The organism is Enterococcus sp. AZ050 (assembly GCF_051715085.1).
In the GTDB taxonomy this organism is placed as follows: domain Bacteria; phylum Bacillota; class Bacilli; order Lactobacillales; family Enterococcaceae; genus Enterococcus; species Enterococcus faecalis.
This window is the reverse complement of sequence record NZ_JBIOTC010000001.1, coordinates 1-13,418: the sequence shown is the minus strand read 5'-3', so window position 1 is coordinate 13,418 and position 13,418 is coordinate 1. Positions and strand designations below refer to the sequence as shown.

Below are 13,418 nucleotides of genomic sequence, written 5' to 3'. Positions count from 1 at the left end.
ATTTCTTCGGCAATCAGCCGAAAGTTCTACGTTTGTCCCGACCACTTCTACTTAATCATCTTTATTTTTTAACTGAATAAATAACTCTTTTAACTTTTTCGGCATAGGAATAAAGGTCGCAATGTTTTCAAAAAAAGAAAGTCCTTCGTTCGCAATGTAAAAAATCAGAACCATTTCCCGAATTGGCAAATTGTTTCCCACAACTTTTTCAACACGAACCGCTACGGCAACCACAAATAACATCGTCACTTTTTTCGCAATTCCGAGCATACCAATCCGACTGGACAATTCTTTTGTGGCGATTGCCTTAATCCAACCTGTGATGAAATCGACAATAATTAAAAAGAGGAAGACATCCAACAATTGATCTAATCCACCTAATAAACGTACGACAATCCCACCGAAAATGCTTAAAAGCATTGTTATTGTGTTGAGATAACGTTCCATAAAAAGTCTCCTAAACTAGCTTGTTATTTTGTTGGAAACGGATCGTCCGTATACCAACTTCCTTGTAGGTAAACATTTCCGGCTCTGCTTGAGGCAAAAATTATCCCTTGATTTCCGATTTCATATAGTGCATTACAATTAGGATACGGAAAACGTAAGGTGCAACTGAGAGTGGAATATTCCAGACACTAGCACTTATTTTTGAGGACATTTTGTACCCAGTTGGTATGTTAAATACTTTAGGCATGTGGTTATTCAATTTCGTTGGATCACTCAAATTACATCTTACAAATGCATCGACACGATTTCCTACCCTAATTAATACAAATTTCATATTGTCTTTATTAAAGGCCGCCTGATATTTTGCCTCGACTTCACCGACTCCGCTAGCTTCATAAATGGCCATTTTAGAGGATTCCAAAGGCGCACCATTGACGGTTGGCATAGTCACAAAATTCTTCACCCCAGCAATCTCTTGATCACCTGTTTGTGTCACAGCTTGACCTTTAATCGCTTCCGCAACGTTTTTCGGGTGCATATATTTACTCGTTAAAGTTCCCGCGACTGCTTCGCTGTCTGATGCGAAGCCATAATTTTCTACATTGCCTAGCCCCACTTGTTCAGCGGTTACTTGGTGCGGATTATCCTGATTTTCCACATGGGTATTGAGTTGCTCTGCTTGAACAAAACCACTCTTCGCTAAAACCGCTTGGGCATCAACAGACAGACCAATATGAAGCCCCACGTAATCAACTTCTACGCTGGCTGGCGTTACCCCATTTGATGAATCTGTATAGCTCATTAAATAAATGAACCCTTCATCTGTGATAAAATTCTGATCATTGATTTGAATTGAAAAATCGCCGAACTCTTTTGCTGATTCTTGGATTTGAGTTACCCAATTATCCGTAGTTGGTAAATACGCAGCGATTTTAATCGTTTGATTATTGGGCGCAGCGGCTTTCACACGTTGATTAATCGTAAAAAATTGAACGTTCTGGCGAATAAATGCCACCGCCTCGTCAGTTGTGACTGTTTCAAACATTTGTGGAATTAATTTTTTAGCGGCTTCAACGAGATTGAAGGCCGCTAATTGTTGCGGAATTACACCACTTTGGGTGGAACCTGTTTTCACACCCTCATCATCACGGCTGGCCATTTTATTGTAGTCCGCTTGGGAAACTTCCTCCCAAACGTCTGTTGGCTTCTTAAGAATTTTAGCCGTAAAATCAGTGGAATAACTGTTTGCATTGGTGGCTGTATTGCCGGCCGTTTTACCGTTAAAGTCTAACTTCAATTTGACAGTGGTTGGCTTAGCCAATAAAGAAATGCCGTCTGCTTTTGTCATGCGGTCATTCAAATCAATTTGAAGACGATTCGCTAGAGTAGCTTGTTTGATGCCTTGCGTATCTGTGCGTGCTTGGACAATTTCTGGATTACTATCACCTGCTTCTGCTACTAATTGATCGAAATCATTTCGTAAAGTATCAAATTCTTGTTTATTATTATTTGCCGTTGAAACTGCATTTCCTGCAATCGTAATTGCTGTTTTGGCATTGTTCATCGCTTGGTTGGCTGTTTCATTTGCTTGATTGCCTGCATCGGTGGCAATTTGTACGGCTTCTTTGCCAGCTTCATCTGCGATGTTTTTCGCTTCAGAAATTCCATTCGTTAACTGGACTTGGTAAGCATCTACTTTCTCAGCTGATGCATTCGACTGATCCAAGATTGCATTGATTTTAAGGCGACCTTGATTCAGGGTATCTAATTCTTCAATATGTTCTACTGACATTTCGTCACACTCCTCTAGTTTTCATTATTTTATTAAAACTGGCCACCCAATTGGGATTGAATATACACACGACAGATGACCGAAGCATCCAACCATAGTGGCTGATGAGAGAAAAATTGAAGCGTGTGATTGCCGCGTTCGATTTTTCCATCTGTTGTTTTTCGTAAATAACTCAAAATGTTTAGCCGTTGTTGTTGCAATGATAGTTGGGGTAATTTTTTGCCATCCACTACCAAATCAATGTTCGTTACAGAATGCGAAGGTCCTTTAGCAGTTGCCTTGAACGTTAATTCTGCGGTGTTTATATAAAGAATGTCCTCGTCAAAGTATAAATTCAGCTCCACTGGCTGTGTCTTGCTAAGTTCTCCTTGTATTGAACGATTTAAAAGTGTCGTCGCCCCTTGTGCGTAAGTTTCGCTAATCTCTTGTTTCCGACTGAAAGCTGTCATGGTACTATGAATTGTTTCTTGCAGATTTCCCAACTCTAGCTGAATGTCTTGGGGGGCACCAAAGACATCTTTTTTACTTTCTTTTTTGATACGAAGGTTGACACTCCCAAACTCATTCGTATTAATCATGATAACCGTGCCCAACCGCAAACGATCGATTGCTAAAGGTTGATCTGTTAATTTAATTAAATCAGCTGCAGTCACTACCCAAGAAACTTGTGGCTTGGTCCATTCTTCTAACATTCGCAAAGCATTTTCCTTTAATGCCTTGGGATCAGAAAAACGCTGTTCCACCCAAATTGACTCCAATAAACCATAGCGGTCAATTGCGGCCTTGTTCTCTAAATACGGAACCCCTTGATTGACCGAGCGAATATTGACTTTGTTAACACCTTCGCCTGAACCTAATGGATAAATCCGATTGATTAGCATCTTGGGATTACGTTCTATTTCGAATCCTTGCATATTGTAACCTTCTTGAATTCGCGCAACTGGTTCTGTTGGTGGTTTGACTAATGAAAGTTCAAAAGGATAGACCTCTGTATTCCATTGCCAAAGATATTCCTCTTCGAAATCGGCTGGGATGCTAAATAAAGGCTCGACTAGCCCGTTTTCATTCTCCCATTTATAGGTTAATTTCCTTGAAAAATCACATTTTTTTAGGACCCAATGCTTTGTTTTTTGTTTATTCAATAGAAATTGAATGGCCTCTTTCGTTGTTTTGTTTTTAATTTCGTGACAACCAAAAAGGACAGTATCACCTAAGGTACATAATGCTTCTGTGGCAGAGTAGTGAATTTGATTATTGTTCGCATCTTTCTTAATTGTGGTTGGCATCACGCGATATAAACCAATATATTCATTCTCATTGTCGGTCAGTTCCACCCATTGCATTTCTGCAATAAATTCATTTTTAGGATCATCTAGTGGCATGGTAAAATCTAAACTGCCAATTTTGTTCTCTATTTTTTCATAACTGACTTGATAGGCATTATCCAAAATTGCCGTATATGTTCTTTTCAAATCCAGCGCCATTAACATTTAATCACCCTCCTACACAAATCGGTTAGGATAGCGAATCGTCAAGCGGAAGTCGCTATCTTTGGCTTGAATATACAGCGGTTCATTAGGATATAGATAAAAATCGTTCATTGGTCGAATCATCGGTGCACCATTTTTTGTCAGATAAAAATTTTCAGTATCAATGATAATTTCCGAACGATCAAAGTCTCCTAAGTTAATTGTATCGTTCCGTGTTTTAATCCAAACACCACGTCCGGTTCCTGTTAAAATAATGGTCGGTTTGACTTTTAAGCCTTCGACCGTAGGATAAATTTCAATTGGCCGAACTTCTTTGCCTAAATCCCCCATCGTGTAGGCCCGATTTTGAAAGGTAATCATGGTTGATCCCCAATAGGCTCCACCTTCAATTAAAATTGGAAAATCAACTGCACCTGAGCCTGTATTCCCCATTAAGTAATTCGCTTGAAATGTAATGGTTGGCGAACCCCACATCACACTAGTCGCATCACTCCGTGTGTATTTATACGGATCAGAAAGCAATAAAGTAAAGGTGCCTGTTACTTGGTTAACACCTTCGGGTACATCACTCACTGAAGACTTACTGCCAAACCACAGCATTTCCGGTTCATCGTTAAACCAAATAGAAACGTCTTTTTCCGTAAACAAAGCAACATTTAAATGATTAAATGCATCTCGAAACGCTTCATTATTCACAGCTGAAAGCCGATATTTGACTGTTAATTCTCGTTCTGGAATTCGCGCATAAACGTGACGTTTACCATCACGAATCCCTAATTGATAGCTTTCAATTTCGCTTGGAACTAATTCTCGTCCTGAAACTGATAATGTTTGATAGCCAGGGATGACTTTTTCTAAAAATTGGCCGTTAAAATTCAACGCTTCTGAAGGAAGAGGCGTTGAATGAGTTGCTTGATTGGTATCAACAAATTTATACATGTTATACTCTCCTTCCTAAGCGGTTATTTTGTTTCACTTGTTGTCGTTGTAACTCTGTTGCTAAATAAGGCGCCGTAGTAGCTGCGACAACTTTTCCATCTAACGTTGACTCTACTGTCACAAATAATGGTCGATTGTATGCATCATTTTCTAAACGATGGTCAATCGTTGCCGTGAAGTTTCCTCGACCAGCTAAGTCCAAGGCAAAATCATTTAACAGCGGTAAATCTAAAATAGAAGCCATTGCTCTACTAACGGCTGTTTCGCCTGCATAAATCCCCGTGGCAATTGTGCCGCCGAAATTCAATTTATGCAAATCAGATAAGGGACCTTCTTTTGCTGGTGAAAATGGTAAAAAGTTACGAATTTTACTGACGACCCCATCGATTGCTTCTTTGGCTTTTCCTATTGCGCCTGTAATTCCATCAGCAATCATGCCGACAATATTCGCACCGGCATCGGTGAATTTTGAAAACCAACCTTGGATTGCTTGCCAAGCACCTTCAATTACAGAACCAATGGCATTTTTTACCTGATCGGCTGCATTGGTAACCCCATTTTTGATATTTTCAACTAACTGTCCGCCCGAAGCTAACAGTTGACCAAAATAAGAACCAATCTTCGTGATCATTTGTGAGATTAATGTTCCTGCTGCGGACAGCAAGGCACCCAATAGACTGAGTACACCATTAATTAAGGCTTGAATCAGTTGAATCCCAGCACTTAATAACTGTGGCAACGCATTGATTAACGCACCCATTAAAGCGGTAATTAGCGTAATTGCTGCAGTAACCAGTTGCGGTAAAATTGAAATAATCCCTTGGATCAAGGCCATTAGCAATTTGACACCTGCGCTGATGATTTGTGGTAAGGCACCAATTAAGGCATTTACCAATGTCAAAATTAAGGTAATAGCTGCCGCAACTAAGGTTGGTAAAATCGAAATAATTCCTTGAATTAACGCCATTAACAATTTGACACCTGCGCTGATAATCTGTGGCAAGGCACCTACCAACGCAGTCACTAACGCTAGAATAATCGTCAGCGCTGATTGAATTAACTGAGGTAAAATCGTCATAATCCCAGTGATTAATGCCATCAAAATTTGTAAACCAGCAGTCAAAATCAACGGTAACATAGTAACAAATGCATTGACTAAGGCTGTGATAATTGAAACACCTGCTGTAACTAGCATTGGTAACGCTGTGACAAAAGCTGTCACTAATGTAGTGATGATGTTAATCGCTGCAGTTGTAATTGTTGGCAAGGCGGTGACAATCGCATTAACTAAAGTCATTAATAAGCTCAAACCAACTTCTATCAACATTGGTAAGACTGTTGTAATCCCCTGAACCAACGTAGTAATAATTTGTGTTGCCGCTTCAATTAAAACGGGCAAATTGGCAACGATCGCACCAACAATTAACGTAATTAAACTAGATAACGCGGTGACGATGCTTGGAATAGCTTCTGTTATTTTCCCGAGAATACTGGTTAAGACGGTTGTAAAAAGTTGTATAACTTTCGGTAGATTAGCCGCAAGCATTGTTGTAACCGATGTAATCGTGTTACCTAAATTATCAAAGACTTGGGTAATACCACCCGCACTCAAATCACCGGTTTTCATCCAGGCCGTCACGAATGAAACAATCAAGGAAATAATTAGACCAAACGGCCCAGAAATTCCTAATGCAGCCAGTGCAACTTTTGTCAGAACTTTTACCAAAAGACCAACCGCTAAACCAGCTTTGTCAAAGGTGCCACCAAATTGCCCTAATAAGTTACTACCTAATTGCAAACCGCTGGCAAAAACGCCTGCTAGCACACGACCAATTGTTGAAAAAATAGTCGCCATTTTCTCTAAGCCTACTGCAAAAAATTGTTTAAAAACTGCCATTACTTGCTGAAAGGCCGGCTGGATCTGTTGTAGCAGTCCTACCAATTGGCCAAACGCCGCTGAAACAGCTCCTTGAATGGCACTAGCTAAGCTATTGATACTATTTCTAAATGTTTCATTGGTTTTATAGAAATAAATAAACGCTGCTACCGCTGCTAAAACGGCTGCTACAATTAAAATTAACGGTCCTCCACTTAAGGCACTAAAACTAGCACTTAGTTTTGATAAGCCACCACCTAACTTCCCAATGTTTCCTTTTACAAGAACCAAACCATCACTAAACTGTTGAAATTTTTGCTGAGCCATCGTTACCATAATCAACATGGGCCCAATGGCGGCTAAAATACCCATAATGGCAACAATAAAAACTTGGACGGGTTTTGGTAATTTGATAAATAAATTCACCAAAGCTGTAATGCCTTTGACGACTGTGATAACCACTTGAACCAAAATTTCCATTCCTGGAGCCATCACGCTTTGAATCACTTGTGCTGCCGCTTCAAATGATTGATTCATCTGAGTCAATGCCCCTTGCAACTCGCCTTGCAATGAATCAGAAATCCCTCCTGCACTGGCCATAATCAGTCCTTGCATTCCTTGAAATTCGCCACTGACCCCAGCACCGACGCCCATAGCTGTTTTTAAAACGTTCAGCATAGGTAAGGAAACGGCACTAGTCATGGCCGTCCCAAAGCTCAGCATATTATTTTGTGCATTAGTAAAGCCATCAGAGGTTTCTTTCCCCGCTTTTTTAGCTGCTTCACCGGCTTGTTCAGCAGAATCTGTTAACGCTGTGTTCATTTGATCTGCTGCCTTTGCTGTTTCGTCTCCTGTTTTTTTCACTGTTTCTCCAGATTGTTGCATGACGGTTTTAAATGTGTTCATGACCGTGGCTGACTGATTGACACCCGCACTAATTTTCCCTAAATATCCACTTAATAAGGCATACTCACCGCTCATACTTTTTAATGCTTGTTGGACGCCTGCAAGGCTTTTCTTTGCCTCCGATAACGGCGTTTTTTCTTTGTCATTCTCCATCTACTCTCCTCCCTTCTCGATAGCGGCGTAGACGCTCTGCCACAGTGGCCAGTTGCGTTTTTTTCCGCTCATTTAATTTTGTTCGTTGTGGCTGGTTAGCTGCCAGAACTTCAGCAACTCGTTTTTCATAATCATAAAAACTTTTAAAGCTTTCAAAAACGGGTTTTCCTTTTTTGTTTGTCGCTTGCGCTTTAACATTTAAGTAGGCAAGCTCGTGCCTTTTCCGCTCTTCATCTACTTCTGCTAAATTAAAAGCAATCATTCGTAATTCAAATTCAGACATGGTCATCCGATCCACTTCTTCAAATGAACGACAGCCTAAGTAGCGAAAAGCAGAAAGAGCGATGTCGTGATACACGTCATCGCTCGTTTTAATTAGTTGGTCGCTTGCGCTTCTGCTTTCTTCGCTTCTTTGCTGAACTGATCGATCATTGGTTTTGTAAGAGGTTGCTTTCCCATTTCTTTAAGCAAATCATCTGAAAGTTTTTTGACATCTTGGGTCATTAACCATGCTTCAATTTCCGACTTACCTATTTTTAATTGCCCACTTTGTAAAGCTTCCATGATGTCAACTAAGATTACTGGATTGTATTGGCGTAAATAAATCATTGCTGAACTGATGCCCATGCCGAATTTGGCAGCGCCATTTTCAATTTGGTAACGTTTATCTAATTCACGAATCGCGCCAATCGTAAATTTCACTTCAATTGTTTTTCCGTTAATCTCTAAATTCATTTTTTATCCTCCTAAAATTCAACACTTTTTGATTATGCGCCAGGTTGTGGTGCTTTCTCTGGAACGGTATCTTGGAACGCATATTGTGCTTCCGCAATAATATCTGCTTCTACTGTTGCAAAACCATCTTGTGGTTTACCATTAATAGAGGCTTCTGTTTCGATTTCTACTAATTCTTCTACATTGGCTGGTAAACTCCATGAATTTACATAACCTTGGGCATAAATTGCTGGATATTTACCTTCCGCATTTTTTTCACCTTTTAAATCAACATCCCAAAATTCCATTAAGATGCCATCTTCAACTGCGTCTTTCATGTATAAATTTTCATCATCGCGAGAGGCTAAACCGCTTAACGATAACGTAACTTCTAAACCAGAAACAGCATTCGCAACGCCATCTTTTGTTTGCGTACCGCTCGATTCACGTGAGAATTCCCATTCATGTTCAATTTGAAATAAGGGTTTCATTGCTTTCTTTGTCGCTGCTTCATCCAAGCGACGAACTAATAAAATATGGTCTTTTCCTTGCATAACTTCTCCCATTGATAATTCCTCCTAGTAAAATTGCATGTGTAATGGTAGTACAGCATGCCAAATTGTTTTTTTCATTTGTTTGGTATCTTTTACCATTTGTGCTTTGACTTCTTGATGTTTGATACCCCAATTAAAATGAGCCGTTCGTTTTAAGTTACTAGTTGCCTGCCGTAAAATCGTTCCTTTAATTGTAGAAATTTGTTGTCGTTCAGATAACGCACCATAAACATGCATTATTAATTCAATCTCTCCCAAAATAGCTGATTTAGTTGGCTTAGGTAATTCTTTACTATCACCTAAGTAAACAAATGGCTGATCTGGTAAATCTGTCGGCAGTTCCTCTAGCAACAAAAATCCTGACGTCTGGCAGATTGCAACAAGGGCTTCATATAACTCTTGTTCCGCTTCATTCATTTTTAGCGCCACCTTTCCATTCAAAAAATTCAGGATTGGTTAACAAATTGGCTCTCTTCTAGTCAAAATGAAGGATTTTGAAAGTAGCCGGCATTTTCTGCTCCTTCATAGCTGACACAAGAAAGCAGTCAAAATTATAGAATTCCGTGTCTTCATTTTTTTGGTTGCCTCACGTTTATCTATCTCTTTCGACACTATTAATTTACCATGTTGACACCTGAAAAAATTCCACGCTTTTTCCATGTTTACATCCCTAGTTCATCCGCCACCGCTTCAAAGAAATGATTTCTTAATTTATAGGCTTGGCTTTTACTAATAAATAATTGCTGGGCAAGTCCAATTAATGTTAAAGAGGGCCGTTTTTTCATATATAGTTCTTCAATAATCACGCGCGTTTGTTCATCCGCTTCAGCTAAACAATTTTTGATAATGTCTCGATTTCTCTCTAAGTTCCACAGACGACGATCCATAGCTATCGTAATCGCCATTCGTTCGGTCACTACAGAGTGAAGTCCTTGTCCTCTAATACCAGCATTTAAATCTGCTTCTTGATAAGGGTGCCGTAATTCTTCTTCCCGTTGCCGGATATACTCATCTGTTTTATAAAAGTCTGCTAAAATATCTTTGATATAATTAAATGTTGACGTACGCATTGGTTAATCTCCTTTACTTTTATTCATTTAAAAGTGTTAATCGATAAATAAAATAACACTCTTTCGACATTTCTAAGCCGTGACGAATCGCTTCATCTGAATAACCGAGCCAAATTAAATAGAGATACTCGCTTTTTGTAAACGTTGCGGCCTTGATGGATTGGATGGGTCTTGATTGATCCATCGACCAATTACCGATTGCTTGTCCTAATTCTTGAATTTCCTGCATAATAAGTTTATTTTTTTGACTTGCCCAATCGGGATATTGATTCATTAGTTGTAAGAGTCGTTTTCTTTTTTGTGCTTTTTCGCTTTGTTGCTTTGAAATATCTTTAAATACAACGCTTTTCATTTCAAATAAATCTTTTTTACGTTTTGTTAAATTACTCATGTTTACGGCCTTCTCTTTCACCAATTAGATAACCTAACATTAGTGTCATTGTCCAAAAGATAAACCCAATAATAATTGTTAACATATTTATTTCACACTCCTCATTCGTTTGTCTGTTGTGTCTTTATATTGGAAAACATAGCCACTGGCGTGCTTCATAAGACGAGAAATAATGCGTGTTCCATAGGCCTCCACCAGTTGTTTTCCAGAAAAATTAGTAGTAAAAATAGTTGCTTTATTCTGTCTAGCTTCTAAAATTCGATTTAAGATGTCATTGTTAAAATCCGTACTAACTTTATTTTTAATTCCTAATTCAGCACCTAAATCATCTAAGACCAAAACGTCTGCTTTTTTCATTCTAGTAATATACGCTTGAGCCTTTGCTTGGCTTTTGGCCGATTCATTCATGGACATTTTTAGTTTTTCTAATAACTCAGAGTAGCTGACAAATAAACAATACTTTTGATATGCAGAGCGTTCTAAGACTTCAACTAAAATACTGATAGCCAAATGACTTTTACCGACACCAGGTTTCCCTGAAAAAATAACGTGAATTGGCTTTCCTTCAACAATCGCTGAAACTGCTGCTAAGGCCCGTTCTTTTGCTTGTCTTGTTTCTAATTCAGTGGTTTGGTAATTGGTTAAGCGACATTGCCGTAGCGCATCATCAGCAATTAAGGACCCTTGATGAAAAAATTTTTGTGTACGCGCCATAAAACTCTCTTGAGAACGTTGCTGAGTGGCTTCGTGTTCATGTTTTTTTAGCATTTTATACCCACACGACCAACAAGTTGGGGCACAACGTTCTGTGCCATCTTTATTTTTTTGTTGCCAAACATATTGTTCACTGCCACATTCAGGACATCGGTCTTCAACTTTTCTAACAATTGACTCAATAGTATTTGAAAAGTTTGATCTGTCGCATGCATACTGATTTCCTCCTTTCTTTAAAAACCTAACTCTTGATATTCTTCTGTCATTTGCGGCGCGTGCTCCGACACTTGTTTTTTATCATTTACTAGAACTTCATGTACGGATAAATAATTTTGTTGCTCCCAACTTTTCAAAATAGCATTTACATAGCCGTAATTCCGTTTATTTCGATCGACGGCAATTCCTAAAGCATGCAAGATTAATTGGCATGCTTCCTCTTGGCTAGCCCCTTTTTGTATAAAATCTTGCAACCAATACTTAAAATCTTGGCTTGTTTTTGAGGCCAGTGTACCAAAGCCGTTTTCCTCATAAAAATGATAAATCGTCTTTAAACAATCGTTTTCCGAACTACTACCTTGACTCTGACCTAACTTAGACTGGCCTATGCTTTCCTGTGGTAACCGTTGGTAGTCAGCTGGTTGACCACTGACAGACGATTCTACTTTAAACGTATAAGCTTTGCTATTTTTTTCAACAATCTGATTTTTCTCTTCTTGATACAAGGTTGGTTTGTAACGATCACTGCGAATATAATTATGAATTTTCCAATGTTTGATAACGATCACACCACTTTCAAATACTAGAATAAATTTTTTAACCATTAGCAATTTTAGATCGTCTTCCCCACAACCAACCATTCGCTGCAATTTTTTGGGATTATTGATAAATCCATCATCATCGGCACGCATCGCTAAATGAAAATACAGGGCCTGACTTGATAAGGGCATATCTAAAAACGCATCACTATCAATAATCGTTTTTGCAAACATGCGTCGTTCTGCCAATCCGCTTCTCTCCTTTTGACTAAATTATTGTTACTCTGTTAGTAATTCCATGAGGCCAATCATACCAATCACGATGGCCCCAATTTTTATTGAGACACTGCTTATTAATAAAATAATTGCTAAAAGTAACATATCCGACAACGTTTTTTTATAATTCCGACTCATTTCTTCACCCTTTCCACCAAAATACGGTTTTCCGAACAAAGTGTTCAAAAAAATCAGTTCAGTTAACCGAACATTTGAATAGCTCTATCTTAGCATCAAATATTTTCACTGTCAACTCATAAGTTCGGTTTTATGAACTGCTAAATTTAATTGCGATTGTTACTTGCCTTCTCTAAACAGGTATAGTATACTTTGAGGCAATAGGAGGTTCGGAAATATGAACATTTTTGCTATCCGTTTAAAAGAGGCTTTAACAGCCAAGAACATCAAACCTAGTGAATTAGCGAAAAAAACTGGCATCGGTAAATCTTCGATCAGCGATTGGCTAGCTGGTCGTTACGAAGCAAAACAAGACAAAGTTTATCGCATTGCAGATGCATTAGATATTAATGAGGCCTGGTTGATGGGACAAGAGGTTCCCATGGAAAAAAATGCCTCAACTATCGACCGCATTTATAAAAAATTAGAACCCCAACGACAAGCCATCGTTTATCAATTTGCCGAACAACAATTACACGAACAACAAACGCAAGCAGAAATTCTCTCATTCCCTCGCCGTGACGAAATGACACTGGCTGCCCACGCTGGGGATCCAGAAAAGATATTTTCAAAAGAAGAAATCGAGAAAATTCACGATTACTTGGATGAAATTGATGCCAAATATCAACAATCGATTTCTTCTGACAAAAAAGAGGATTAACTTCCCATCTACTCTTTTTATTAAGTAATGGCAGGTGAATGGTAAAGTGAATGATTATGAAAAACTCGTCAGTTCCTTTCAAAAGGATGTGACGGTTTTAGAAATTGATTTATACAATCTTTTTGCTTCATAAATCTGTATAATTTTTTGTATACAAACATTGTTAAATAGGCACTTCTGTGATTTTATTACCATCTTCAAAACCTCTGAATACCACCAATTTGGTAGTCAAATGGTATTCAATTTCATACCTAGACGAATAAAAATAATCTTAATATAATATAGTTAACTACTAGTAAGGAGTTGATTTCTATGAAACCAAATTATGTAGGAACAATTCATAAAGTTAAGGTATTAACTACTTATCCAGAAATGTTAGTCCGCTTTTCTTTGCAGACTCAAAAAGAGACTATCAACTGCATTATTTCTAAAAAAGAATTGGCGGATGAATTACTCATGTTACCTGATGGCACAGAGCTTGCTGTTTATGGTAGGTATAATCA

At 38.5% G+C, this 13,418-nt stretch carries 14 protein-coding genes and 3 pseudogenes; 3 read left to right on the top strand and 14 right to left on the bottom strand.

Annotated features, from left to right (window positions below):
- Positions 1-51 precede the first annotated feature (51 nt).
- From IGJ04_RS00085 to IGJ04_RS00020, 14 genes and pseudogenes are all read right to left on the bottom strand, one after another.
- Positions 52-447, bottom strand: a complete 396-nt coding sequence (locus IGJ04_RS00085) for a phage holin family protein (protein ID WP_002357842.1) — start codon at positions 445-447, stop codon at positions 52-54.
- Between the two features lie 23 nt (positions 448-470).
- Positions 471-2,239, bottom strand: a pseudogene (locus IGJ04_RS00080) (hypothetical protein).
- A 32-nt stretch (positions 2,240-2,271) separates the two neighbouring features.
- Positions 2,272-3,729 carry a phage tail protein gene (locus IGJ04_RS00075; protein ID WP_002397217.1) on the bottom strand — a complete coding sequence of 486 codons (1,458 nt, stop codon included), beginning with the start codon at positions 3,727-3,729 and terminating at the stop codon, positions 2,272-2,274.
- Between the two features lie 12 nt (positions 3,730-3,741).
- The gene (locus IGJ04_RS00070; RefSeq protein WP_002365553.1) at positions 3,742-4,668 is read right to left on the bottom strand and encodes a distal tail protein Dit; all 927 of its coding nucleotides are present in this window, start codon (positions 4,666-4,668) and stop codon (positions 3,742-3,744) included.
- 1 nt (position 4,669) lies between these two features.
- Entirely contained in the window at positions 4,670-7,603 is a 2,934-nt protein-coding gene (locus IGJ04_RS00065; RefSeq protein ID WP_010828734.1) for a phage tail protein, read from the bottom strand.
- Positions 7,593-7,961 (bottom strand): hypothetical protein, encoded by a 369-nt coding sequence (locus IGJ04_RS00060; protein WP_002361692.1) that lies wholly within the window; start codon positions 7,959-7,961, stop codon positions 7,593-7,595. The genes IGJ04_RS00065 and IGJ04_RS00060 overlap by 11 nt, the downstream gene beginning before the upstream one ends.
- Positions 7,962-7,978: 17 nt before the next feature.
- The gene (locus IGJ04_RS00055; RefSeq protein WP_002357848.1) at positions 7,979-8,338 is read right to left on the bottom strand and encodes a tail assembly chaperone; all 360 of its coding nucleotides are present in this window, start codon (positions 8,336-8,338) and stop codon (positions 7,979-7,981) included.
- A gap of 32 nt (positions 8,339-8,370) precedes the next feature.
- A complete protein-coding gene (locus IGJ04_RS00050; protein WP_438839759.1) occupies positions 8,371-8,883 on the bottom strand; it encodes a phage major tail protein, TP901-1 family in 513 nt (170 codons plus the stop codon).
- 12 nt (positions 8,884-8,895) lie between these two features.
- Entirely contained in the window at positions 8,896-9,312 is a 417-nt protein-coding gene (locus IGJ04_RS00045; protein WP_002382237.1) for a hypothetical protein, read from the bottom strand.
- A 221-nt stretch (positions 9,313-9,533) separates the two neighbouring features.
- Positions 9,534-9,941, bottom strand: coding sequence for a RinA family phage transcriptional activator (locus tag IGJ04_RS00040; protein ID WP_002360491.1), 408 nt, complete (start codon positions 9,939-9,941; stop codon positions 9,534-9,536).
- 19 nt (positions 9,942-9,960) lie between these two features.
- Positions 9,961-10,353 (bottom strand): hypothetical protein, encoded by a 393-nt coding sequence (locus IGJ04_RS00035; protein ID WP_016617237.1) that lies wholly within the window; start codon positions 10,351-10,353, stop codon positions 9,961-9,963.
- Between the two features lie 66 nt (positions 10,354-10,419).
- A pseudogene (locus IGJ04_RS00030) lies at positions 10,420-11,261 on the bottom strand (ATP-binding protein).
- Positions 11,262-11,279: 18 nt separating this feature from the next.
- Entirely contained in the window at positions 11,280-12,035 is a 756-nt protein-coding gene (locus tag IGJ04_RS00025) for a DnaD domain protein (RefSeq protein WP_033625339.1), read from the bottom strand.
- Positions 12,036-12,080: 45 nt separating this feature from the next.
- A complete protein-coding gene (locus IGJ04_RS00020) occupies positions 12,081-12,263 on the bottom strand; it encodes a hypothetical protein (protein ID WP_002379367.1) in 183 nt (60 codons plus the stop codon).
- 169 nt (positions 12,264-12,432) lie between these two features.
- On the opposite strand from IGJ04_RS00020, the gene IGJ04_RS00015 reads away from it, so the two are divergent.
- From IGJ04_RS00015 to IGJ04_RS00005, 3 genes and pseudogenes are all read left to right on the top strand, one after another.
- The gene (locus tag IGJ04_RS00015; RefSeq protein WP_002357856.1) at positions 12,433-12,915 is read left to right on the top strand and encodes a helix-turn-helix domain-containing protein; all 483 of its coding nucleotides are present in this window, start codon (positions 12,433-12,435) and stop codon (positions 12,913-12,915) included.
- 34 nt (positions 12,916-12,949) lie between these two features.
- Positions 12,950-13,033, top strand: a pseudogene (locus IGJ04_RS00010) (toxin); the annotation flags it as partial.
- A 194-nt stretch (positions 13,034-13,227) separates the two neighbouring features.
- Positions 13,228-13,418, top strand: a 191-nt coding sequence (locus IGJ04_RS00005) for a hypothetical protein (RefSeq protein ID WP_438839758.1), incomplete at its 3' end; no start/stop codon positions are given.